This window comes from Caballeronia arationis (assembly GCF_001544975.2).
GTDB lineage: Bacteria > Pseudomonadota > Gammaproteobacteria > Burkholderiales > Burkholderiaceae > Caballeronia > Caballeronia arationis.
In genome coordinates this window covers 1-23,100 of the sequence record NZ_FCOG02000006.1, presented here as the reverse complement: position 1 = coordinate 23,100, position 23,100 = coordinate 1, and the positions used below count along the sequence as shown (strand labels likewise).

Genomic DNA, 23,100 nt, shown 5'->3' with positions numbered 1-23,100 from the left:
ACTGTTCAGGTAGCAACCCGCGCGCCGCGACCCAGGTCCAAAGCGCCTGAACGCGGCCGAACGTTGCGCGACGGTCCGCCTGACGGTTTGTTACGATGTACACCCACGTCACGGAGATGGCCTACATGAGCAACCTGTCCTTGCTGAAGCTGCTTCCCGGCGTAGAGTCCGATTTCGGTCCGACGGCGTCCGATCTCGTCGCGCATGTGCTGTCGCACACCCGCTTCGATTCCGCGGCGAACGCGGTTTCGCCGCGCGAGACGTTCCGCGCGACCACCGTGGACGAGGCCTTGTCCGACGAGTACGTGTTCCCCCTCGGCGACACCGGCCAGTCGATCGTGCTCTCCGGCTACCGCATCGCGGCGGGTTTTCTCGCCGAGCGCGCCGCCGACAAATGGCTCGACCTCACGCGCCGGGCGCGTGCGGCGCAAGGACTGCCGGCGATGCCCGGGCCCGGCGAGCCGCATCCCGCACCCGATCCGGAAGAAGCCGACCAGCTAATCGACCGCGCGCTCGACTGCGTGCAGAAAATTGTCGATCCGGTTGCGGCCCATCAGGTCATCGCGCTCTTCGAAACGCATTATCGCGGCGGCCGCGAGTTCCTGCGCCTCGCGTGGGAAGGCCTGCCGGAAGACTTCGTCCCCGAATCGCGGCGGCCGCTCGTCGCGCTGAAGTCGGGCGAACCCGGCGAGAATCGCGAGAAGCGCGACTACGATCCCTACGGCCTCGAAGGCACGAGCGACTACGACGTCGACCGGCCGCTCGCTTACCGGGAGAAGATCGGCCCCTTTCTCTTCACGATGACTTACCGCCACGAATATCCGCAAGTCGACGACGAACGGCTCGGCACCGCGTTTGCCGTGTTCCACGAGGCGGGCACGGACATCGTCGCGGCGGCGGTCGAACTGAAACTCGTGAAGGTGCCGCCGATACACAGCAGCGCGGACCTCGTCTACGTGCTCGACACCTATTCCGGCGAGATGCTCTCGCTCGCGCTCGCCGCCACCGAGGCGCTCGGGCCGGACCTGTGCCGGGTGTTCAACGAGCATCGGGTGGTCTATATCAGCATGTGGGAAGTGAGAAAGCCGTGGCGCGGCGAAGGGCTCGGCGTCGCGTTACTGCATCAGGCGCTGGAGCGCCTGCCCGTCGATGTCGACGGCCGGCCGAATGCGCTCTGCGTTGCGCCCGAGCCGTATCAGACCGAGATGAAGCACTTCGAGAAGCTGCCCGCCGTGCTGCGCGAGGAACTGAAGGCACCGGCGCATCGGCTGAACGCGCACCTGACGGCGTGGCTCGAACGCTCGAAGCTGCCGGTCGCGATGCACTTCTTCGTGCCGATGGCGAAGCACGCGGGCATCGGCTCGGCAGGCGAAAACGCGCGGCTCATCGACCGGATCATGGAAAGTGAAACCTGAAGCGATGCTTCTGGTGATCGACATGCAGCAGCGCCTGCTGCCGCATATCGACGGCGGCGAGACGCTGCTGCGCCACTGCAAGACGCTCGTGCGCGCCGCCGGCCTGCTCGGCGTGCCGGTGCTCGCAACCGAGCAGAATCCGCGCGGGCTCGGCGCGACCGTCGACGGTCTGCTTGTGTCCGATCAGCGCGTGATCGAAAAACATACCTTCGATGCCACGCTCGACGATGCCTTCGTCGCCGCGCTGGCGCCGCCGGATGACGGCGTACTCGTCGTCGCGGGCGCGGAGGCGCACGTCTGCGTGCTGCTCACGACGCTCGGCCTGCTGCGGCTCGGCTATCGCGTGGAGCTCGTCGCGGATGCCGTCGGCTCGTCGCGGATGCCGTCGGCTCGCGCGATCCGGCCAACCGCGCGATCGCGCTTACGCGCGCGGCACAGGAAGGCGCGCGCCTGACGACGACCGAAACGGCGATCTTCAACTGGCTCGGCACCTGCCGGCGTCCAGAGTTCCGCGAGGCGCTCAAGCTGATCAAGTGAAGCCATGCGCGAGGCGCATGGCTGGCATGCGCACATTTCGATTGTGACGCGATTTTTGCGTGCCTAGAGTGCATCGACCCTTCCTACTTGCTCACCCTTCAGGTCCTCACCATGACGAAACGCGTTTCCCGCCTCGCCGCGCAGTTGTGTGCGACGCTCGCCCTTGTCGCCTCGTTCGCCGCGTTCACGTCGTCCGCTCACGCCGATGCGCTCGATACCATCCAGAAGAACGGCGTCGTGCGCATCGGCGTGTTCATGGACTATCCGCCGTTCGGATCGATCGGACCGGACATGAAGCCGCAGGGCTATGACATCGAAATGGCCGACTACCTCGGCCGCGCGCTGAAGGCGAAGGTCGAACTGGTGGCGATTACGGGCGAAAACCGCATGGCGTATCTCGCGACGCACAAGGCCGACATGCTGCTCTCCGTCGGCCAGACGCCCGAGCGCGAGAAGATCCTCGATTTCTCGCGGCCCTACGCGCCCTACTACCTCGCGGTATTCGGGCCGAAGTCGCTGCCGGTCAAAAGCACGGCCGATCTCGCGGGCAAGACGATCGCGGTCGCGCGCGGCACGCTGGAGGACCTGAGCGTGAGCAAGGTCGCACCGCCGAGCGCAACGATCAAGCGCTTCGACGACCCGAACGGCGCGATTTCCGCGTTCCTATCGGGCCAGGCGCAACTGATGGTGGTCGGCAACGACGTCGGAGCGACGATCATCGCGCGCAATCCGCCGATCCAGCCGGAACAGAAGTTCGAACTGTTCAGCTCGCCGGATCACGTCGGCCTGAACAAGAACGAACCGCGTCTGCTGAAGGAAGTTGATGCAGCCATCGCCCAGGCGAAGAAGGACGGCACGCTGAACACGCTCTCGATGAAGTGGCTGAAGGCGCCGTATCCGGCGGATCTTTGAGTTCTGCTGGCGCAGAAACATCCTGTGCGGGGCGAAGTTCGCCCCGTTTTCCGCAGACGCCGGCCGGTCGAACCGGCTGCCCGCCGCGCGAGTTCCAACCCTCTCGGCTTCGTCCTGTCCTTCCTGGCTCTTTTGAGCGCCTCACCCTCCTGCTCAACTGATCAATTCCCCTGCGCTCTGCATCGCCGCCAATTCGCGGATAGTCGGAGACATGACCGTTAGTTGCAATTTCAACGGCATCCGTTTTCGGTGCAGGCGCGTATAACGAAGGAGCGACGACCCTCGCCGCCATCGAAGGAGGACGATCATGAAGTTGACGACATGGCTCGCGGTCTGCGCGCTCGCCGCGGGCTCGACGGCTGCGGCTGCGCAGTCGAGCCAGGACCCGAAGCAATACGCCCAGATGAACACGTACGAGGACATGGTCGGGACACCGGCGGCCGGTGGCATGATGGCCGCAAACACTCCGGTCACGCGCGCGCAGGTGCGCGCCGACCTCGCGCGTGCCCGTTCCGACGGCACCATTCCGCGCTACGGCAATCCCGATCCCTACGGGCCGGCCCGCATGGCGCGCGGCGCGCCTGCGTCCCATCAGATGAACTAACCGGTCAGATGACGCGAACCTGACGCGCAGCAAACGGCCGCCCGGCAACAGACCAACAACAGCCGGTCGCGCCACTTTCGCGGCTGTCATGCGAATCCTTCGCCCGTTGTGCAAATTTACCGCTCGATGCAGCATTTACCTGCGAACAAATAATCGTCGTCGATGCGGACGCTGCATGCGCGCGCGTGGCACCGGACTTGCTCGCAGCCGTAAGTCGCGGCGCGCCCATTATCCGGCGCTCCGCATCAGCGCCGCCATCAGCCAGCGCGCCCGACGCACGCTCCGCATCCGCGCCCGACGAGCCAGCCAGCGCAGCGCCCATTCGAACGAGCGAGGAGCGTCGTATCGCCATGTCCGATATCAAAGCGAAAAATCCCCCACACAACGAAGAGCAGGCGCAGAAGCCGTCCCGCAGGCGCTTTCTGCAATCCGCGGCCGCCACGGTAGCCGTCAGCGCCGCGCCGCTCGCGCGAGCCCAGCAGCCGGCTGCCGTCACGCCGGCGGTCGCGCCGCCGCCCGCCGCCGCGCCGCTGATGCCGGTGCATCTGACGATCAACGGGCGTCCCTACGAACTGCAACTCGAAGCGCGCACGACGCTCCTCGACGCCCTGCGCGAATACGCGGGCCTCACCGGCACGAAGAAAGGCTGCGACCGCGGCCAGTGCGGCGCGTGCACGGTGATCGCAAACGGCAAGCGGATCAACTCGTGCCTCACGCTGGCGGTGATGCACAGCTGCGAATCGGTGACGACAGTGGAAGGCCTCGCATCCGGCGAGAACCTGAGCCCGATACAGCGCGCATTCATCGAACACGACGCCTTCCAGTGCGGCTTCTGTACGCCCGGGCAGCTGTGTTCGGCGACCGCCCTCCTCGACGAATACCGCGCCGGCAACGCGAGCGCCGTCACGGCGAACGTCCGCGCGCGTCCGCCGCAACTCTCCGCCGACGAAATCCGCGAGCGCATGAGCGGCAACATCTGCCGCTGCGGCGCGTACACCAACATCGTCGCGGCAGTGTCGGCCGTGGCGTCGAACCAGTCCTAGGAGACGACATGGATGCGATCTCCTACGAACGCGCGCCCGACGCGGCCGCGGCAATCCGCTCGGCTAGCCAGCCGGGCGTGGTGTTCATCGGCGGCGGCACCAACCTGCTCGACCTGATGAAGGGCGGCGTCGCGCGGCCGGTGAAGCTCGTCGACATCACGCATATCGACGGCATGGACCGGATCACGCCCCTGCCCGACGGCGGACTGCGCATCGGCGCGCTCGCCCGCAACAGCGACGCAGCCAATCACGCATGGGTGCGGGAGCGCTACCCGCTGCTGTCGCAGGCGTTTCTGGCGGGCGCGTCGGCGCAACTGCGCAACATGGCGACCGTCGGCGGCAACCTGATGCAGCGCACGCGCTGCTATTACTTCTACGACACCGGTTTTCCCCAGTGCAACAAGCGCACGCCCGGCAGCGGCTGCGCCGCGCTGGAAGGCAACAACCGCATCCACGCGATCCTCGGCGCAAGCGCGCAGTGCATCGCGACCAATCCGTCCGACATGAGCGTCGCGCTGGCGGCGCTCGAAGCCGTCGTGCGCGTGTCCGGCCCGAGAGGCGAGCGCGCGATTCCGATCGCTGAATTCCATCGCCTGCCGGGCGAGCGGCCCGAACTCGACACGACGCTGCAGCCGGGCGAACTCATCACGGCCGTCGATCTGCCGCCGTCGCGCTTCGCGCAGCACGCGAAATACCTGAAAGTGCGCGACCGCGCGAGCTACGCGTTCGCGCTGGTTTCGGTCGCGGCCGCGCTGGAAATGGACGGCGACACCGTAAAGACAGCGCGCATCGCGCTCGGCGGCGTCGCGCACAAGCCGTGGCGCGCGAGCGAGGCGGAACAGATGCTCGCCGGCAAGCCGCTCTCCCGCGCGACGCTGCAAAGCGCGGCCGCGCTCGCGGTGCGCGGTGCGAAGCCGTATCGCGACAACGCGTTCAAGGTCGAACTCGCGCAGCGGGCGATCGTGCGCGCGGTCGAACAAGCCGGAGCGCAGGCAGGAGGTGCAGCATGAGCGTCATCGGAAAACCGCTCGACCGCACCGACGGCGTGCTCAAAGTCACCGGCCAGGCCCGCTATTCGGCCGACAACCCCGAGTCGATGCTCGCGCACGCAGTCATCGTGACGAGCACGATTGCGAAAGGCCGGATCGCGTCGATCGAGATATCCGGCGCACAGGCAATGCCGGGCGTGCTGCTCGTCATGACTTACCAGACGGCGATGCGGCTGCCGAACGGCGGCAACCCCGACGCGCAGCCGCCCGCCGTGCGCAAGCTCACGCTCCTGCAGACCAGCGACGTGCGCTACAGCGGCGAGCCGGTGGCCGTCGTGGTCGCGGATACGCGGGAACGCGCCGTCGATGCCGCACGCCACGTGCAGGTGCGCTACGAAGCCGCCGCGCCGAACGCGGACTTCGAGCGCGCGAAGGCTTCCGCCTACTCGCCGCAGAAGATGAACAACCGCCCGGTGAACACCTCGCGCGGCGACGCCGATGCCGGTCTGAGCCAGGGTCCGACGCGGCTCGATGCCGTCTACACGACGCCTTACGAGCATCACAATCCGATGGAGCCGCACGCGACGCTCGCGCGCTGGGACGGCCCGAATCTCACGCTCTACGACGCCACGCAAGGCGTGTCAGGCGCGAAGAGCGCGGTGTCGAAGATCCTCGGGATTCCGGAAGCGAACGTGCGGGTGATCTGCCCGTTCGTCGGCGGCGGCTTCGGCTGCAAGGGCTCGGTGTGGTCGCACGTCGTGCTCGCCGCGATGGCCGCGAAGCAGACCGGGCGCCCCGTGCGGCTCGTGCTCGAACGTCCGCAGATGTGGGGCATCATCGGCAACCGGCCGTTCACCGAGCAGCGCATCCAGGTGGCCGCGCGCGAGGACGGCACGCTCACCGGCATGCGCCACGACTCGATCTCGACCACCTCGACCTTCGAGGACTGGACCGAAACCTCCGCGATCGTCTCGCGGATGATGTACGCGGTGCCGAACCAGTCGACGTCGCACCGGCTCGTCAAGCTCGACATCGGCACGCCGACCTTCACGCGTGCGCCCGGCGAGACGAGCGGCTCGTTCGCGCTCGAATCCGCGATGGACGAGATGGCGTATCAGTTGCGCATGGACCCGCTCGCGTTTCGCCTGAAGAACTACGCGGAAAACGAGCCGCAGGAAAAGAAGCCGTGGTCGAGCAAGGCGCTGCGGGAGTGCTACCAGTCCGGCGCCGAGAAATTCGGCTGGGCGCGGCGCAACCCGAAGCCGCGTTCGATGCGCGACGGTCACACGCTGATCGGCATGGGCGTCGCCACCGCGACCTACCCGGCGAACCGCAGCGAGGCCTCCGCGATCGCGCGCATCCTGCCCGACGGCACCGCGATGGTCGCCTCGGGCACGCAGGATCTCGGCACCGGCACCTACACGGTGATGACGCAGGTCGCCGCCGACACGCTCGGCTTCGCGCCCGAGAACGTGCGCTTCGCGCTCGGCGATTCGTCGTTGCCGAAAGCGCCGGTGTCGGGCGGATCGCAGTCGGCCGCGAGCGTGTCGCCGGCGGTGCAGGCGGCGGCGATGCAGGCCCGCGACCAGCTGATCGCGATGGCGCTCGCGGATGCGGGCTCGCCGCTCGCCGGCATGTCGCGCGACGACGTGACGGTCGACAACGGCTGGGTCGTCAGCCGCACGACGCCTGCGAAGCGCGATCCGGCGGCGGCGATCATCGCGCGCAACGGCGGCCGGCCGATCGAAGCGACGGCGACCGTCAAGCCGGGCAACGAGAAGCAGCAGTACTCGTTTCACTCGTTCGGCGCGGTGTTCGCGGAAGTGCACGTCGATGAAGATCTCGGCACGATCCGGGTGGCACGCATCGTCGGCGTGTACGACGTCGGCACGCTGCTGAACGCGAAGACCGCGCACAGCCAGCTGATGGGCGGCATCGTGTGGGGCATCGGCTCGGCGCTGCTGGAGAAAAGCGATCTCGACGCGCGCTACGGCCGCTATACGAACGCGAATCTCGCCGAGTATCACGTGCCGGTGAATGCCGACATCGGCGAACTCGACATTTCGTTCGTCGGTCCGCCCGATCCGCACATCAATCCGCTCGGCGCGCGGGGAATCGGCGAGATCGGGATCACGGGCGTGTCGGGGGCGATCGCGAACGCGGTGTATCACGCAACCGGCGTGCGCGTGCGCGATCTGCCAGTGACGCTCGACGAAGTCTTGCCAAAGCCGATGGTATGACCTCGAAGGGGCGCGCATGCGGGCGCTCCCTTGCGACCCTCTTCGACGCACTGCACAATCGACGCATCCCTCAACGTGGACGACCGGCCATGACCTATTCATCGAACGCGACCGGCATCCTGCTCGCCGCCGGTCTCGGCACTCGCTTCGATCCGTCCGGTATCCATAACAAGCTGCTTGCGCCTCTCCCTAATGGCACGCCGGTCGTGTTCCAGTCGGCGCGGCGGCTGCTGTCGGTGGTCGAACAGGTGGTCGCGGTGGTCAGGCCCGGCGCCGAAAAACTCGCCGACGTGCTGAACGAAGCCGGCTGCGACGTGATCTTCGTGATCGATGCCGAGCGCGGCATGGGCGCGACGCTCGCGGCCGGCGTACGGGCGAGGTCCGACGCGGAAGGCTGGCTCGTCGCGCTTGGCGACATGCCGTGGATCGAAGCGCAGACGATCGAAGCAGTGGCGCGCGCGCTCGACGGCGGGACATCGCTCGTCGCGCCGTATTATCGCGGCGAGCGCGGGCATCCGGTCGGCTTCGGCCGCGCACACCGCGAGGCGCTCGGCACGCTCGACGGCGACGCGGGCGCGCGCTCGCTTCTCGCGCTCAATCCGGTGCGGCGGATCGATGTCGACGATCCGAATATCCTGCGGGACGTGGATTTCCCGGCGGATTTGTCGGGACGATAGGCCGCTACGGCCATGCGACCGGCGAACGGCCTAAGCCGCGAGCACCGCCGGTTCCGCCCCAACTGGCGCGGGCACCGCACCGAAATATCGCCTGCCCACTTCCGCCAGCGTCGCACCGAACCCCTTCTTTGCGCGGAAATCCGTGCGCGCGCTCGTGACCACGCGCGGCGCCGCGCTCCACTCGATGCACGCCCCGCTCGCGATCAGCGCCTCCACCAGCGCGACATCCTCGCTCGATTCCAGTGGCGGAAAACCGCCCGCGCGCAGGTACGCATGCGCCGACACGCCGAGGTTCGCGCCGTGAATATGCCGATGCCCGTCCGCGTCGGTATAGGTATTGCCGAAATGCTCTCGCACCGCGGCGATATGTGGCGACCAGTCGCGCACGCCGACCACGCCGCACACCGCATCAGCGCAGCAATCGAGTTGCTGCACGAGCCAGTCGTCCGCGACGGCGGTGTCGGCGTCGGTGAACGAGAGCCAGCGCGCGCCGAGTGCGAGCGCCCGTTCGGCGCCGTGCGCACGCGCGATGCCGACGTTGCGCGCATCGATGTGCGTCACGTCCGCGCCGAGCGACCGGGCGATTACCCCGGTGTCGTCGGTGCAGGTATCGAGCACGACGATCACGCGCACTTCCTCGCCTAGCAACTGATGGTGGTTCGCGGCCCGCCATGCGCTTGTCACGCATTCCCCGATGTGCGCCGCCTCGTCATGGGCGGGAATGATGATGCCGAGCATTGTTGACTCCGTTCGTATGGTCCGGCGAGCCGCCCCGGCGGCCGCGATGCACGGCTTACAGCAATGGCCATTCCCACCGTTTCTTGTCGCAAAATAATCGCGACGGCGCGCGGACAAAAACTCCAACGGGGCCGGATCATCCCAAAAAAGTTGCGGCGACGGTGCTGGCATCGCTAGAATCACTGTATGCATATACAGTATTTCGAGCCAACAACTCACCTCCCGCCAGCCGATGAATAGCGTCGTCATCGAACCTTCATTTGCCTCCTGGCGCAGCGCCGCGCGCGATCTGCTCGCGCGCGGCGTGTCGCCCGAGGGGCTGCTGTGGCGGGAGGCATCGGAATCCGCGACGGTGTTCGGCACGCTCGACGCCGAGCCTGCCGAACCGGGCGCGCCGCCACCCGTGAAGATCGCGCGCGGCTTTCTGGAGCTTCTGGAGACGGCCGCGTGCTGTCGCGTGCGCGACCGCTGGCCGTTCCTCTACAAGGTGCTCTGGCGCTGGACGCAGGGCGATCGCGCGGTCGTTTCCGCCGGCGATCCCGACGGCCAGCGCTTCAACCGGATGATCGACGACGTGCGCGCCGAAGAAGAGCGCATGCAGAAGTTCCTGCGTTTCCGGCATCGCGATCCGTCGCTCGGGCCGCCCGAGTTCATCAGCTGGTTCGAGCCGGTGCACGACTTGCTGGAGCACGCCGCGCTCGGCTTCGCGACGCGCATGGGCAGCGCCACCTGGATGATCGCGACCCCGCACGGCGCGGCGTTCTGGGACGGCGCCCTCTTGCGCGTCGACCGCACGAGCGAGCCGGAGCCGAAGCCGACCGAACTGGCGTCGCCGGGCGAGGCGGTCAGCGGCGACGCGATCGAAGCGCTCTGGCTCGCGTACTACGAGAGCACGTTCGCGCCGGCCGTCGCCCACGCGAAGGAAATGGCGTCGCACATGCCGGTGCGCTACTGGAAGAGCCGCCCGGACGCGAAGAGCGATCCCACGCTGATCGCCCGCGCCGATCCCGCCGCCCGCCGCGACCGCCGCGCGCGCAATGTGCCGCCGGAGATGGAAGTCGCGATCGACATGGAGCCGCTCGACGGCCCGTCGCTGAAGACGAAGCCCGTCTCGCTCGACGGCTGCAAGCGCTGCGCGCTCTGGCGCAACGCGACGCAGCCCGTTCCGGGCGCGGGTCCCGCCGATGCGCGCATCATGCTGGTCGGCGAGCAGCCGGGCGATCAGGAGGACCTGGCGGGCCGGCCGTTCGTCGGGCCGGCGGGCAAGCTGCTCGATCAGGCGATCGAGGAAGCGGGGCTTGCCCGTGAGTCGCTTTATCTGACGAACGCGCTCAAGCACTTCAAATGGGAAGCGCAAGGCAAGGAGCGCCTGCCGCAGCAGCCCGCGCAGCGCGAGCGCGAAGCCTGCCGCTACTGGCTCGACGAAGAACTGACGCGGATCGCGCCGAAAGTCGTCGTCGCGCTCGGGGCGACGGCGCTCAAGTCGCTGACGGGCCATCGCACGGCGCTCTCGGAGTACCTCGGCAAGACGATCGAGCATCGCGGACGGCTCATCGTGCCGACCTATCATCCGACGTATGCGCTGCGCGTGATGGACCCGAAGGTGCGCGACGAAGTGATCGGGACGATCGTCGAGGCGCTCGTGTTCGCGAGCCAGATCGCCGAAGGCACCGCCAGCGTGAGGACGCCGTTCAAGGCGTGAGTTTTTCCGGATGATTCAGGTGCAACAGGACGTAACCCGCGTCAACGTTCCTGTAAGCGAGGCGTTAATACGATCGTTACCGTCCGCTACCCGAGGCATACCGCTCACATGGCCGCCCTTCCGTTCTCTGCACTCCGTCAACAGAAACCCCTCGCCGCTCTCGTGCCGAAATCGGCAGGACAGCTCCGCGCGGAACGCGACCGGATCGTCGCGCGCACCGGCCTCCTGCTCAACGCGACCATCGCGCTGGCGCTCGCCGGCCTCGCCGTGATCCTGTGGCTGCCGTTCTCGCCGGTGCCAGGCGAATTCCGCTTCGGCGCGCAGGAAGTGCTGGGCGTCGCGGTGTTCGCCGGGTGTCTGTTCGTGCTCCACGAGCGCGCGGAACTGATGCTCAGGCTCTACAACTTCGAACCCGTCGAGCAGACGACGCAAGGCGAATTGCGCGCGCTGTTGCATCGCGTGCCGGAAGGCGCGTCGTACCAGAGCGCCCTCGCCGCCGACAACCGGACCTTCGTGACCGGCGAAATCGACGCGATCCGCGAACGCGCCGAAGCCTTCGTGCCGAAGATGTTGCCGGTGGATGAGGGGAATACGGAAACCTGAGCAACAGACGGGACGCCTGCCCGTCGCCCACTGAAAGCCGCCGCCCCGCTCCTGCGGGCCGGCGGCTTTCGTTTTCCTGACCGCCTCACGCGCCGCGCGCCGAGTCTGTTTATTGCTGATCCACGGATAACCCTGCATCCACGTGGAGAAAACCCGCAATGAGCAAGCTCCCGCGCATCGAGAAATACAGTCATCCGGCCGGCGGCTGGGGCTCCGCGAAAGCGGTCGCGTCGATCCTGCTGAAGGAGCACGTCGCCGTGAACGGCTCGCGCATCCTGATGCATCAGAACAAGCCCGACGGCTTCGCGTGCGTCAGCTGCTCGTGGGCCAAGCCCGCCGATCCCCATCTCTTCGAGTTCTGCGAGAACGGCGCGAAGGCAACCGCCTGGGAAGTCACGAGCAAGCGCGCGACGCCCGAATTCTTCCAGCATCACACGCTCGCCGCGCTCGAAGCCTGGACCGACTTCGAACTCGAATCGCAAGGGCGCCTGACCGAACCGATGCGCTACGACGCCGTCACCGACCGCTATCTGCCAATCCCCTGGCAGCAGGCCTTCGACGAAATCGGCGCGCAGTTGCGCGGCTTCGATCCGAAGCGCGTCGTGTTCTATGCGTCGGGCCGCGCGTCGCTCGAAACGTCGTACATGTACCAGCTCTTCGCGCGCATGTACGGCACCAACAACCTGCCGGACAGCTCGAACATGTGTCACGAGAGCACGTCGGTGGCGCTGCCGGAAACGATCGGCGTTCCCGTGGGCACCGTGACGCTCGACGACTTCCAGCACACCGACTGCTTTTTCTTCTTCGGCCACAACACCGGCACCAACGCCCCGCGCATGCTGCATCCGCTGCAGGAAGCGAGGAAGCGTCACGCGCGCATCGTCACGTTCAATCCGGTCAAGGAACGCGGGCTTGTTTCGTTCGCGAATCCGCAGTCGCCCGGACAAATGCTGACGCCTGACGAGACCTGCATCAGCACGCAATACCATCAGGTGAAAATCGGAGGCGACATCGCGGCCGTCACCGGCATCTGCAAGGCGCTGATCGAAGCCGACGACCGTGCGCAAAAAGAAGGCGCACCGCGCGTACTGGACACCGCGTTCATCGCCGAGCACACGCACGGCTTCGACACTTTTGCGGGCGCGATGCGATCCGCGAACTGGCGCGACATCGAAGTGGAAAGCGGGCTCACGCGCTCGGCGCTCGAAGCCGCCGCCACCGACTACGCGAAGTCGGAAGCTGTCATGATCCTGTACGGCATGGGCATCACGCAGCACCGTGAAGGCGTGCTCGCCGTGCAGATGCTCACCAACCTGATGCTGCTTCGCGGCAACATCGGCAAGCCGGGCGCAGGCATCTGCCCGATTCGCGGACACTCGAACGTGCAGGGACAGCGCACGGTGGGCATCACGGAAAAGCCGTCGCTCGTGCCGCTCGACAAGCTCGCCGAGATGTATCGCTTCGACCCGCCGCGCGATGTCGGCATGACCACGGTCGATGCCTGCGAAGGCGTGCGCGACGGCACTGTCGATGCGTTCATCTGCCTTGGCGGCAATTTTGCGCGCGCGACGCCCGATCACGGCGTGCTCGAACCCGCGTGGAAAAAGCTGCCGCTCACCGTGCAGATCGCGACGCACCTGAACCGCAGTCATCTGCTGCACGGGCGGGCGGCTTATTTGCTGCCGTGTCTTGGACGAATCGAAGTCGACCGGCAGGCGGGAGGCGCGCAGATCGTCACTGTCGAGGACAGCACCGCGTGCATCCACGCGTCACGCGGTTTCGCCGCGCCCGCGAGCGATCATCTGCTGTCGGAGCCGGCGATCGTCGCGGGACTCGCGAAGGCGACGCTGACGCCCGCAAGCGGCTCGGTCGACTGGGACGCGTGGGTCGGCGACTATTCGCTCGTGCGCGATGCCATCGAGAAGACCTATCCCGACCAGTTCAACGACTTCAACCAGCGCATGTCGCAGCCGGGCGGCTTTCACCGGCCGCTCGCGGCGGCGAAGCGCGAATGGAAGACGAAGACCGGCAAGGCGAATTTCATCACGCCGCCGGACATGGGCGAGGACCCCGACATGTCGTTCGACGGCGATCGCACACTGCGCCTCATGACCACGCGCGGCGACAGCCAGTTCAATACGACGGTTTATTCCCTTGACGATCGCTTTCGCGGTGTCTTCAATACCCGACAGGTGTTGCTGATGAATCGCGACGACATGACGCGGCTCGGCCTCACGGAAGACGAAGCGGTGACGGTCGCAACCGTCTCGGGCGACGGCGTCGGACGGAAGATCGACGGCCTGCGGGTTCACGCCTTCGACATCCCGGCCGGCTGCGCGATGGGCTATTACCCGGAATGCAACCCGCTGATTCCGCTCGCGCATCACGCGAAGCGCAGCAAGGTGCCGGCGGCCAAGGCCGTGCCGGTGACCGTGCGGGGGATGGCGCGGGCCGCGCAGACCGGATCGTGAGCCAGGGACCGTGCGATAAAAAACAGGCAGCGGGCACGGCACGTGCTGAGGCAATCGGCTGCTCGAGGCGACGCGCGACGTCCCCGGGCGGTCCCAACCGTCACTCCAGAGCAGGAGCCACGATGCGATCCCGTTCCCTCAACGCGCTGTCCGACAATCTCGCCCTGATGCCTGACGCCCCCGCCGCACCCCGCGCCTGCGCGCCCTCGCCCGCACGGCCCGATGCCGATTACGACGAACTCGTGGTGTTTCACGGCATCGAGCGAGAGCGGCTCGTGCTGATCCATCCGGGCAGCCACGGCGCCACGCCCGCGTGGCCCGTCGAGCGCTATGCGGAAGTCGCGGACCAGCTTGGCGCCGACGGCTGGCAGATCGCGATCGTCGGAGATGCGCTCGAACCCGAGCGCACCGGCGCCGTGCTCGGCGCGATGCAGACGGCGGCGCTCTTTCTGGCCGGCACGATGTCGCCGGAAACGCTGATGCGGCTGATCGGCGACGCGCGCCTCGTCCTCTCCGACGACGCCGCAACGCCTTCGCCAGTGGCCGCGGCGCGCGCGCTCGGCACGCCGCTGATCGCGCTGGAAGAACACCACGGCGACGCGACGAGTGAAGCCGTCGCAATCGAAGCGCGCGCCGCGCTCGCGAGCGAGGACAGCGCGCACCCGGGCGACCCCTTCACGCTGCACACCCCGGCGCTGCACGACGCGGCATAGCGCAGGCCGGCGCCTTCCCTACCCAATGAGTGCGAGACCATGACTTTCGAGATGCAGACTTCTCCCGTTCCGGACCCGATCGCCGATCCGAACCGCGACCCTGAAGCCGACCCGCTCACGCCGCCCTCGCCGGGCCATCGCCCGGACGAGCCGCAGCACCCCGACGCCCCGCCTGACAAGGACCCGATCTAGACACGAATCGCGCAAGTCACTAAAAAGAAAATTTTCAGCAGATATTCCCGCTAGGGGTTTCCCCGCCCCTACATCCGCGCCGCCGTTTGCCGTAATGCCCTCATGCGCGGCCTTTTGCCGCGCCTTGGACATATAACAGGCGGCCCGCGGAACATGAACAAACTGACGTTGAATCAAAAGCTCGGCTCGATGATCGCCGTGCTGTGGATCGGCCTCATCGCAATCGGGATCATCGGCGCGTGGCAGAACCGCGCGTCGATGATCGAGGACCGGCGCGACCAGTTGACCACGCTGATCGGCGAGGCGCACAGCGTGGCGTCGCATTTCCAGACCCTCGCGGTCAACCGCACGATCACCGAGGACGAAGCGAAGAAGAAGACCCTCGAAGTGATCGCCTCGATGCGCTACGGCACCGACGGCTACATCTCGATCAACGACTCGCATCCGACCATCGTGATGCACCCGATCAAGTCCGCGATGAACGGGCAGGACGTCTCGAATTTCGCTGATCCGCAAGGCACGAAGCTCTTCGTCGAGATCGTCAAGGCGGGCAATCACGAGAAAGGCGGCTTCGTGAACTACCTCTGGCCGAAGCCGGGCCACGACAAGCCGGTCGCGAAGATGAGCTATTCGCAGCGCTTCGCGCCGTGGGACTGGTATCTCGTCACAGGCATGTACATGGACGACGTGCAGTCCGCGTTCTACGCGAGCGCGTTGCGCTGGCTCGCGATCACGGCGCTGCTCGGCGTGCTCGCGACCGTCGCGATGCTGCTGGTGCTGAAGAGCGTCAAGCGCAATCTCGGCGGCGACCTGGAACTCGCGGTGAGCGCGGCGCAGCGCATCGCGCGCGGCGACCTGACGACGCCCGTCCATGTCCACGAAAAGGACACGTCGAGCCTGCTCTACGCGCTTTCGACGATGCAAAGTGGCCTGGTCGAGACGGTTTCGCGCGTTCGCAACGGCACGGAAAACATCAACGTCGGCGCGTCGGAGATCGCGGCGGGCAACACCGACCTGTCGCAGCGCACGGAGCAACAAGCTACCGCGCTGGTCGAGACGGCGTCGAGCATGGACGAGATGACGGCCAACGTGAAACAGAACGCCGACAGCGCGACGCAGGCCGCGCGCCTCGCCGAGCAGGCTGCGGACGTCGCGACGCGCGGCAGCAGCGTGGTCGACGACGTGATCCACACGATGACGCGCATTACCGACAGTTCGCGTCAGATCGGCGACATTATCGGCGTAATCGACGGCATTGCGTTCCAGACAAACATCCTGGCGCTCAATGCCGCGGTCGAAGCCGCGCGGGCCGGCGAACAGGGACGCGGTTTCGCGGTAGTCGCGGCGGAAGTGCGCAGCCTCGCGCAGCGCTCGGCGACGGCGGCGAAGGAAATCAAGGCGCTGATCGAGACGTCGACGCAGACGGTCGAGGAAGGCGCGTCGCTCGTGACGAACGCCGGCGCGACGATGGGCGAAATCGTGCAGTCGGTGCGCCGCGTCAACGAGATCCTCGACGAGATCAGCCACGCGTCGCGCGAACAGAGCGCCGGTATCGAGCAGGTGAACCGCGCGGTGGTCGAGATGGATCAGGTCACGCAGCAGAACGCCGCGCTCGTCGAAGAAGCGGCGGCCGCCGCCCATTCGCTGAAGGATCAGGTCGACGTACTGCGCGAAGCGATCGAAAGCTTCTCGCTGCCGGCCTGACCGACTAATCGACGAAGCGCATGACGCTCGCGAGCGTTATGCGCATAAAGTTTTATAAAAGTTATTGCGCGAGAAACTTTTCAACGAGGCGCGTCCAGTAGGCCGCGCCAACCGGCAGGTTCGCATCGTTGAAGTCGTAGTGCGGGTTGTGGACCATGGATCCGTCCTCGCCCGCGCCGTTGCCGATGCGCAGGAACGAGCCTGGGCGCTCGTGCAGCATGAACGCGAAGTCTTCGCTGCCCATCAGGATGTCCGCGTTCGCGACGACGTTCTCTTCCCCGACCAGTTCACGTGCCACCTGCGTGGCGAACTCCGTCTCCGCGTCGGTGTCCACGACGACCGGATAGCCCTCCTCGTAGGCCACCACCGCCGTCGCGCCGTAGCTCGCGGCCTGCGCCTGCACCAGTTCCGCGATGCGGCGCTTGAGCAGCGCGCGCACCTCCTCGCTGAACGAGCGCACGCTCAGTTCCAGCTTCGCCGAATTCGAGATGACATTGTTCGCCGTGCCCGCATGCAGCGATCCGACCGTGACGACGGCCGGCTGCGAAGGATCGACGTTGCGCGCGACGATAGTCTGCAGCGCCATCACCACGCTCGACGCCACCACAACCGGATCGACCGTCAGGTGCGGCCGCGCCGCATGGCCGCCGACGCCTTCGATCGTGATCGTCACCTTGTCGCCCGCGGCCATGAACGCGCCCTTGCGAAACAGGAACGTGCCCGGCGGCATGCCCGGATGGTTGTGCACGCCGAACACGGCGTCGCAGGGAAAGCGCTTGAAGAGGCCGTCCGCGATCATCTTCTGCGCGCCGCTCGGCACGCCGTGTTCTTCCGCCGGCTGGAAATAGAGATGCACCGTGCCGCTGAAACGCCGCGTGCGTGCGAGATGGCGGGCGGCACCGAGGAGCATCGTTGTGTGACCGTCGTGGCCGCATGCGTGCATCTTGCCGTGGGTCGCGCTGGCGTAGGGCTTGCCGGTCTGCTCGACGATCGGCAGCGCGTCCATGTCCGCGCGCAGGCCGATGCTGCGCGTGCCCTCGCCCACCTTCAGCGTGCCGACGACACCCGTCTCGCCGACACCGCGCGTCACCTGCCAGCCCCATTCGGCAAGCTTCTCCGCGACGAGCGCCGCGGTTTGCAGTTCCTCGTAGGCGAGTTCGGGGTGCTGGTGGATGTGGTGGCGGATTTCGCGCAGGGAGAGGATGTCGTCGGAGAGATCGGCGACTTCGGTGTAGCGGGAAGCAAGAGTCATCGGGGGAAACCTTATTTGTCGGAGTCGGTGCGGCGGCTTTTCAGCCGAAGCGCACATGATCCAACAGACGGAAGTCCGGCGCCAGTTTTGCGCGCTACGTATCGCGTCGTAACGGTCAGCCGAGAAACCCGTCGATCACCCCCGCCAGCGTTTCGAACGCCGGCTCGATCTCCTCGTCCGGCACGCACGCGTAGCCGATCAGAAGCCCCGAATGCGCATCGGCGCGCCGCGCGAAATATCCCGACAGCGGCCGCACGACGATGTTCTCCGCCAGCGCCCGGGCCGCGACCGCGCGGTCGTCGACGTGATCGGGCAGCCGCAGCACGAGATGCAGCCCCGCATCGCCGCCGACGATGTCGAGCTTCCCGCCGTAACGCTTCGCAATCGTCGCGAGCATCAGTTCGCGCCGCTGGCCGTACAGCGCGCGCATGCGCCGGATATGCGAGGTGAAATGCCCTTCCGCGATAAATTCCGCGAGCACCGCTTGCTGCAGCAACTGCCCTTCGCGATACAACTCGGCGGATGCGGTCGCGAAACTCGCCGCGAGCGCCTCGGGCACGACGATATAGCCGATCCGCAAGCCCGGAAACAGCGTCTTGCCGAAGCTGCCGACATAGATCACCTGCCCCGCCGTGTCGAGCCCCTGCAGCGACGCGAGCGGCCGGCTGCCGTAGCGGAACTCGCTGTCATAGTCATCCTCGATGATCCAGCAGCGGTGCTGGCGCGCGTATTCGAGCAGCATCCGGCGCCGCGCGAGGCTCATCACCATCCCGAGCGGATACTGATGCGACGGCGTCACGAGCATCAGCTTCGGCGGATTCGCAAGATCGTCGGGCGAAGGATCGATGCCTTCCGAATCCACGCGGATCGCCCTCAGATCGAGGCCCGATACCTGTAAGACGCTTCTCACGCCCCAATAGCACGGGTCCTCGGTCCAGATCATGTCGCCGGCATCGGAAAGGAGGCGCACGGCGAGGTCGATCGACTGATGGATGCCGGTCGTCACGACGATCTGCTCCGGCGAGCACTGCACGGAGCGCGAGGTGCGCAGATAGTCCGCGAGCGCGTGGCGCAGCGACGCGAGCCCGCCGCCCGGAGCGTACGTCAGCAGATCGGAGCGCGGGCGCCGCCAGTATTTCGCATGCAGCCGGCTCCATACGCGCGCCGGAAAACGCGACACGTCCGGCACGCCCGGCATGAATGCGCCGCCCTGGCGCTTCGAGACGCCCGCGCCCGCAATCAGCCGCTCGCCGCGCGTCGAGAGCACGGCCGGCGCGACCTCGATGCGCGACGGCCGTTCATCGAAGACGATCTCGTCGGGCGCGCTGTCCGCGACGAACGTGCCGCGCCCCGTCGCGGACGACACATACCCTTCCAGCGCCAGTTGCTCGTACACCTGCGTGACGGTATTGCGCCCGACGCCCAGTTCGGCTGCGAGCAGCCGCGATGAAGGCACTTTGGTCCCGGCCGGCAATTCGCGCGAAAGGATCGCCTGCTGCAACAGCCGATGCAGTTGCCGATAGATCGGCTGGCCGTTTCCGCGGTCGAGCCGCTGCGCCAGCCAGTCGGACAGCACGCTCGCCCGCATTGAATTGGCTCCTATAGATTTATTGAAATGGCTCTGAACTTAAGAGCCAAATCTTACTATAGTCGACACATCGACTCGACTGACCAACCGCGCCCCGCGCGAAGGAGATCCCTGCCGTGACCAACAATCTGAAAAACGCCGACCTGCAAACGCGCAAGAATGCCGCGACCCCGCGCGGCGTCGGCGTGATGTGCGATTTCTATGCGGCGCGCGCCGAGAACGCCGAACTGTGGGACGTCGAAGGCCGCCGTTTCATCGACTTCGCGGCCGGCATCGCGGTGTGCAACACGGGCCACCGCCATCCGAAGATCGTCGAGGCGATCCGCGCGCAGCTCGACTGCTTCACGCATACCGCGTATCAGATCGTTCCGTACGAGTCTTATCTTTCTCTCGCCGAGAAGATCAGCGCCCGCGCGCCCGGCGATCATCCGAAAAAGACCGCGTTCTTCACGACCGGCGCGGAAGCCGTCGAAAACGCGATCAAGATCGCGCGCGCCGCGACCGGCCGTCCGGGCGTGATCGCTTTCACGGGCGGCTTCCACGGCCGCACGCTGATGGGCATGGCGCTGACCGGCAAGGTCGCGCCGTACAAGATCGGCTTCGGGCCGTTCCCGTCGGACGTGTTCCACGCGCCGTTCCCGAATCCGTTGCACGGCGTCTCGGTCGCTGATTCGCTGCGCGCGATCGAGCACCTGTTCAAGGCCGATATCGAAGCGACACGCGTCGCGGCGATCATCTTCGAACCGGTTCAGGGCGAAGGCGGCTTCTATCAGGCGCCGCTCGAATTTGTGCGTGCGTTGAGAAAAATCTGTAACGAGCACGGCATTCTTCTGATCGCGGACGAAGTTCAGACCGGCTTCGCGCGCACCGGCAAGCTGTTCGCGATGCAGCACTACGACGTCGTCCCCGATCTCATGACGATGGCGAAGAGCCTCGCGGGCGGCATGCCGCTGTCGGGCGTCGTCGGACGCGCGGAGATCATGGATGCCCCGGCGCCCGGCGGCCTCGGCGGAACGTATGCGGGCAATCCGCTCGCGGTGGCGTCGGCGCACGCGGTGCTCGACATCATCGACGATGAAAAGCTGTGCGAGCGCGCGACGGTCCTCGGCGACAAGCTGAAGGCGAAGCTCAACGCACTGAAGAAAGAAGTGCCCCAGATCGCCGACGTGCGCGGCCCCGGCGGGATGGTTGCGGTGGAATTCTGCCAGCCGGGCTCCGACGAGCCCGATCAGGAATTCACGAAACGCGTCCAGGCACGCGCGCTCGAACGCGGCTTGCTGCTGCTCGTGTGCGGCGTGTACAGCAACGTCGTGCGCTTCCTGTTCCCGCTCACCATTCAGGACGCCGTGTTCGACGAAGCACTCGCCATCCTCGAAGACGTGCTGACCGAAACGATTGGCGCAACGGCCTGATCTAGGAGTATTGCTGATGAATCTGAAAGATCCGACACTTCTGCGTCACGAAGCCTATATCGACGGCGAATGGCAAGGCGCCGACAGCGGCGCGACCTTTGAAGTCGTCGATCCGTCGAACGGTGCGTCGCTCGGCGGCGTGCCGATGATGGGCGCGGCCGAGACGCGCCGCGCGATCGCCGCGGCCAACGCCGCGTGGCCCGCATGGCGCAAGAAGACGGCGAAGGAACGTGCCGCGATCATGCGCCGCTGGTACGAGCTGACGCTCGCCAACGCCGACGACCTCGCGCTCATTCTCACGACCGAGCAAGGCAAGCCGCTCGCCGAGGCGAAGGGCGAGATCATGTACGCGGCGTCGTTCATCGAATGGTTCGCGGAAGAAGGCAAACGAGTCGCGGGCGACACGCTCGCCACACCCGCCGCCGACAAGCGCATCGTCGTGACGAAGGAGCCGATCGGCGTGTGCGCCGCGATCACGCCGTGGAACTTCCCGGCCGCGATGATCACGCGCAAGGTCGGCCCGGCGCTCGCGGCGGGCTGTCCGATCGTCGTGAAACCGGCCGAAGCGACGCCGTTCTCCGCGTTCGCGATGGCCGTGCTCGCCGAGCGCGCGGGCGTGCCGAAGGGCGTGCTGAACATCGTGACCGGCGACCCGAAAGCGATCGGCGGCGAAATGACGGGCAATCCGGTCGTCCGCAAGCTGTCGTTTACCGGCTCGACGGCGGTCGGCCGGCTGCTCGCGGCGCAAAGCGCGCCGACGATCAAGAAAGTCTCGCTGGAACTCGGCGGCAACGCGCCCTTCGTCGTGTTCGAAGACGCCGATGTCGACGCTGCCGTGGAAGGCGCGATCGCGTCGAAGTATCGGAACAGCGGGCAGACTTGTGTTTGCACGAACCGTTTCTACGTGCACGAGCGTGTCTACGACGCCTTTGCCGCCAAGCTCGCCGAAGCGGTCGGCAAGCTCAAGGTCGGACGCGGCACGGAAAGCGGCGTCGCGCTCGGGCCGCTGATCAACGAGGCGGCGGTGCTGAAGGTCGAATCGCACATCGAGGACGCGCTGACGAAAGGCGCATCGATCGTGGCCGGCGGCAAGCGCCACGCGCTCGGACACGGCTTTTTCGAGCCAACCGTGCTGACCGGCGTCACGCCGGACATGAAAGTCGCGAAGGAAGAGACGTTCGGTCCGCTCGCACCGATTTTCCGGTTTTCGTCGGATGAAGAAGTCGTGCGCATGGCAAACGACACCGAATTCGGGCTGGCTGCGTATTTCTACAGCCGCGACATCGGGCGGGTGTGGCGCGTCGCGGAAGCGCTGGAATACGGCATGGTCGGCATCAATACCGGGCTGATTTCAAACGAAGTCGCGCCGTTCGGCGGTGTGAAGCAATCGGGCCTGGGCCGAGAAGGCTCGCATTACGGCATCGACGACTATGTCGTGATCAAGTATCTGTGCATGGCGGTTTGATTTGCCGTTGAAGCGGTGAAAAAAAGCCTGGCGTCACGCCAGGCTTTTTTGTTATTTCGCGACGCTTTTCGGTGTGACTTCCACCGCTGCGGCTGAAACGAAAACCGCGTGGATGGTGTCGCCGGGTTTGAGGTTTTTAGTATCCAGGTCGTGCGGAATATCGAAGGTATCCGTGCGCCACGGACCGCGCAGCGTAATCGTTCCGTTCTTGCGAGTGATGCTTTCAACCGTCGCGAGAATTTCCACCTGCCGCGAGGATTCGAATCCGTTCGCACCGGACGCCGGCGCATAAACCGCAGTATCGACGCGCTTTCGAATGCCCTTGTCCGCACCCGTCGCCTTACTGGCCGTGACGAGCAGCGCGTTTTTATATAACACGTCGACCTTATCGCCGATTTTCAGCTGGTCGAAATTCCTGACCTGATCGCTCACGACCGCCGTCGTCGTCGCGCCTTTAGGCCCGCGCAGCGTCAGGGTGCGCGTGGCGGCGTCGATACCGATGATCTCCGCCTGCTTGTGAACCGGCTCCGCCGCGCTCACGACTTTTTGCGCGGCGTCGGCGAGCGACGTATCTTGCGCATAAACGGGCGCGGCAATCGACGCAATTGCGATAATCCAGGCCATATTCCATTTTGCATTCATTCGGCTTTCTCCATTGAAACGGCGCGCATTAAAAAGTATCCGGCTCGTTGAATGAGCGGTATTTATATATTGCGCGCCGCGTGAATGTCTATCGATACATGGAATTTCAACTTCCAAATAAATCGTCGGTCTTGCAGAATCGCGCGAAGCCAAGCGCAGCGTGCGGATAGGTGCAGATAAGCAGTTGCGAAACTCCCAGTT

General features: G+C 66.2%; 20 protein-coding genes. 16 read left to right on the top strand and 4 right to left on the bottom strand.

From position 1 onward, the window contains the following. The first annotated feature begins 125 nt into the window (after positions 1 to 125). The 8 genes from AWB81_RS05145 to AWB81_RS05110 all read left to right on the top strand — a co-directional run bounded on the left by AWB81_RS05145 (position 126) and on the right by AWB81_RS05110 (position 8,417). Positions 126 to 1,415: an inositol monophosphatase gene (locus AWB81_RS05145; RefSeq protein WP_235025720.1), complete on the top strand. Its 1,290-nt coding sequence runs from the start codon at positions 126 to 128 to the stop codon at positions 1,413 to 1,415. Continuing rightward, on the top strand, positions 1,405 to 1,869 hold the full coding sequence (locus AWB81_RS05140; RefSeq protein ID WP_235025719.1) for an isochorismatase family protein: 465 nt from the start codon (positions 1,405 to 1,407) through the stop codon (positions 1,867 to 1,869). The genes AWB81_RS05145 and AWB81_RS05140 overlap by 11 nt, the downstream gene beginning before the upstream one ends. Positions 1,870 to 2,063: 194 nt before the next feature. Then, positions 2,064 to 2,864 carry a transporter substrate-binding domain-containing protein gene (locus tag AWB81_RS05135; protein ID WP_062632897.1) on the top strand — a complete coding sequence of 267 codons (801 nt, stop codon included), beginning with the start codon at positions 2,064 to 2,066 and terminating at the stop codon, positions 2,862 to 2,864. A gap of 307 nt (positions 2,865 to 3,171) precedes the next feature. Then, a complete protein-coding gene (locus tag AWB81_RS05130; RefSeq protein WP_062632895.1) occupies positions 3,172 to 3,468 on the top strand; it encodes a DUF4148 domain-containing protein in 297 nt (98 codons plus the stop codon). Positions 3,469 to 3,818: 350 nt separating this feature from the next. Further along, positions 3,819 to 4,511 (top strand): 2Fe-2S iron-sulfur cluster-binding protein, encoded by a 693-nt coding sequence (locus AWB81_RS05125; RefSeq protein ID WP_062632894.1) that lies wholly within the window; start codon positions 3,819 to 3,821, stop codon positions 4,509 to 4,511. Positions 4,512 to 4,519: 8 nt separating this feature from the next. Continuing rightward, complete coding sequence (locus AWB81_RS05120; RefSeq protein ID WP_062632892.1) at positions 4,520 to 5,521, top strand: FAD binding domain-containing protein; 1,002 nt, start codon at positions 4,520 to 4,522, stop codon at positions 5,519 to 5,521. After that, the gene (locus tag AWB81_RS05115) at positions 5,518 to 7,740 is read left to right on the top strand and encodes a xanthine dehydrogenase family protein molybdopterin-binding subunit (protein ID WP_062632889.1); all 2,223 of its coding nucleotides are present in this window, start codon (positions 5,518 to 5,520) and stop codon (positions 7,738 to 7,740) included. The genes AWB81_RS05120 and AWB81_RS05115 overlap by 4 nt, the downstream gene beginning before the upstream one ends. 89 nt (positions 7,741 to 7,829) lie before the next feature. After that, entirely contained in the window at positions 7,830 to 8,417 is a 588-nt protein-coding gene (locus AWB81_RS05110; RefSeq protein WP_062632887.1) for a nucleotidyltransferase family protein, read from the top strand. 30 nt (positions 8,418 to 8,447) lie between these two features. Here AWB81_RS05110 and AWB81_RS05105 read toward each other — a convergent pair whose 3' ends face one another. After that, the gene (locus AWB81_RS05105; protein ID WP_062632884.1) at positions 8,448 to 9,155 is read right to left on the bottom strand and encodes a glycosyltransferase family 2 protein; all 708 of its coding nucleotides are present in this window, start codon (positions 9,153 to 9,155) and stop codon (positions 8,448 to 8,450) included. Between the two features lie 232 nt (positions 9,156 to 9,387). Here AWB81_RS05105 and AWB81_RS05100 point away from each other — a divergent pair, with 232 nt between their 5' ends. The 6 genes from AWB81_RS05100 (at position 9,388) to AWB81_RS05080 (ending at position 16,540) form a co-directional block, all read left to right on the top strand. Further along, positions 9,388 to 10,857: a UdgX family uracil-DNA binding protein gene (locus AWB81_RS05100; protein WP_062632882.1), complete on the top strand. Its 1,470-nt coding sequence runs from the start codon at positions 9,388 to 9,390 to the stop codon at positions 10,855 to 10,857. A 108-nt stretch (positions 10,858 to 10,965) separates the two neighbouring features. Beyond that, positions 10,966 to 11,460: a hypothetical protein gene (locus tag AWB81_RS05095; protein ID WP_062632880.1), complete on the top strand. Its 495-nt coding sequence runs from the start codon at positions 10,966 to 10,968 to the stop codon at positions 11,458 to 11,460. Positions 11,461 to 11,618: 158 nt separating this feature from the next. Beyond that, positions 11,619 to 13,931 carry an FdhF/YdeP family oxidoreductase gene (locus AWB81_RS05090; RefSeq protein ID WP_062632872.1) on the top strand — a complete coding sequence of 771 codons (2,313 nt, stop codon included), beginning with the start codon at positions 11,619 to 11,621 and terminating at the stop codon, positions 13,929 to 13,931. A 122-nt stretch (positions 13,932 to 14,053) separates the two neighbouring features. Then, complete coding sequence (locus AWB81_RS05085) at positions 14,054 to 14,644, top strand: glycosyltransferase family 9 protein (RefSeq protein ID WP_062632870.1); 591 nt, start codon at positions 14,054 to 14,056, stop codon at positions 14,642 to 14,644. Positions 14,645 to 14,683: 39 nt separating this feature from the next. Further along, on the top strand, positions 14,684 to 14,836 hold the full coding sequence (locus tag AWB81_RS46370) for a hypothetical protein (RefSeq protein WP_167306289.1): 153 nt from the start codon (positions 14,684 to 14,686) through the stop codon (positions 14,834 to 14,836). 162 nt (positions 14,837 to 14,998) lie between these two features. Then, positions 14,999 to 16,540, top strand: coding sequence for a methyl-accepting chemotaxis protein (locus AWB81_RS05080; protein WP_062633125.1), 1,542 nt, complete (start codon positions 14,999 to 15,001; stop codon positions 16,538 to 16,540). A 61-nt stretch (positions 16,541 to 16,601) separates the two neighbouring features. On the opposite strand, the gene AWB81_RS05075 is transcribed toward AWB81_RS05080, so the two are convergent. Both AWB81_RS05075 and pdxR read right to left on the bottom strand, forming a co-directional pair. Further along, positions 16,602 to 17,792 carry a M20 aminoacylase family protein gene (locus AWB81_RS05075; RefSeq protein WP_062632868.1) on the bottom strand — a complete coding sequence of 397 codons (1,191 nt, stop codon included), beginning with the start codon at positions 17,790 to 17,792 and terminating at the stop codon, positions 16,602 to 16,604. A gap of 115 nt (positions 17,793 to 17,907) precedes the next feature. Further along, positions 17,908 to 19,380: a MocR-like pyridoxine biosynthesis transcription factor PdxR gene (pdxR, locus tag AWB81_RS05070; RefSeq protein ID WP_062632867.1), complete on the bottom strand. Its 1,473-nt coding sequence runs from the start codon at positions 19,378 to 19,380 to the stop codon at positions 17,908 to 17,910. 128 nt (positions 19,381 to 19,508) lie between these two features. Between pdxR and AWB81_RS05065 the strand changes: the two genes are divergently transcribed. Next, the gene (locus tag AWB81_RS05065) at positions 19,509 to 20,792 is read left to right on the top strand and encodes a 4-aminobutyrate--2-oxoglutarate transaminase (protein WP_062633123.1); all 1,284 of its coding nucleotides are present in this window, start codon (positions 19,509 to 19,511) and stop codon (positions 20,790 to 20,792) included. 16 nt (positions 20,793 to 20,808) lie between these two features. After that, a complete protein-coding gene (locus AWB81_RS05060; protein WP_062632865.1) occupies positions 20,809 to 22,257 on the top strand; it encodes an NAD-dependent succinate-semialdehyde dehydrogenase in 1,449 nt (482 codons plus the stop codon). Positions 22,258 to 22,308: 51 nt separating this feature from the next. On the opposite strand, the gene AWB81_RS05055 is transcribed toward AWB81_RS05060, so the two are convergent. After that, the coding region (locus AWB81_RS05055; protein WP_327371545.1) for a copper-binding protein at positions 22,309 to 23,100 on the bottom strand (792 nt) is incomplete at its 5' end.

Excerpts from the sequence above, each read along its gene's own strand:
- AWB81_RS05105 (WP_062632884.1), bottom strand. The coding sequence starts at position 9,155 with ATGCTCGGCATCATCATTCCCGCCCATGACGAGGCGGCGCACATCGGG.
- AWB81_RS05085 (WP_062632870.1), top strand. The coding sequence starts at position 14,054 with ATGCGATCCCGTTCCCTCAACGCGCTGTCCGACAATCTCGCCCTGATG.
- AWB81_RS05060 (WP_062632865.1), top strand. The coding sequence starts at position 20,809 with ATGAATCTGAAAGATCCGACACTTCTGCGTCACGAAGCCTATATCGAC.
- AWB81_RS05100 (WP_062632882.1), top strand. The coding sequence starts at position 9,388 with ATGAATAGCGTCGTCATCGAACCTTCATTTGCCTCCTGGCGCAGCGCC.
- pdxR (WP_062632867.1), bottom strand. The coding sequence starts at position 19,380 with ATGCGGGCGAGCGTGCTGTCCGACTGGCTGGCGCAGCGGCTCGACCGC.
- AWB81_RS05075 (WP_062632868.1), bottom strand. The coding sequence starts at position 17,792 with ATGACTCTTGCTTCCCGCTACACCGAAGTCGCCGATCTCTCCGACGAC.
- AWB81_RS05120 (WP_062632892.1), top strand. The coding sequence starts at position 4,520 with ATGGATGCGATCTCCTACGAACGCGCGCCCGACGCGGCCGCGGCAATC.
- AWB81_RS05115 (WP_062632889.1), top strand. The coding sequence starts at position 5,518 with ATGAGCGTCATCGGAAAACCGCTCGACCGCACCGACGGCGTGCTCAAA.
- AWB81_RS05135 (WP_062632897.1), top strand. The coding sequence starts at position 2,064 with ATGACGAAACGCGTTTCCCGCCTCGCCGCGCAGTTGTGTGCGACGCTC.
- AWB81_RS05145 (WP_235025720.1), top strand. The coding sequence starts at position 126 with ATGAGCAACCTGTCCTTGCTGAAGCTGCTTCCCGGCGTAGAGTCCGAT.
- AWB81_RS05130 (WP_062632895.1), top strand. The coding sequence starts at position 3,172 with ATGAAGTTGACGACATGGCTCGCGGTCTGCGCGCTCGCCGCGGGCTCG.
- AWB81_RS05095 (WP_062632880.1), top strand. The coding sequence starts at position 10,966 with ATGGCCGCCCTTCCGTTCTCTGCACTCCGTCAACAGAAACCCCTCGCC.
- AWB81_RS05125 (WP_062632894.1), top strand. The coding sequence starts at position 3,819 with ATGTCCGATATCAAAGCGAAAAATCCCCCACACAACGAAGAGCAGGCG.
- AWB81_RS46370 (WP_167306289.1), top strand. The coding sequence starts at position 14,684 with ATGACTTTCGAGATGCAGACTTCTCCCGTTCCGGACCCGATCGCCGAT.
- AWB81_RS05090 (WP_062632872.1), top strand. The coding sequence starts at position 11,619 with ATGAGCAAGCTCCCGCGCATCGAGAAATACAGTCATCCGGCCGGCGGC.
- AWB81_RS05110 (WP_062632887.1), top strand. The coding sequence starts at position 7,830 with ATGACCTATTCATCGAACGCGACCGGCATCCTGCTCGCCGCCGGTCTC.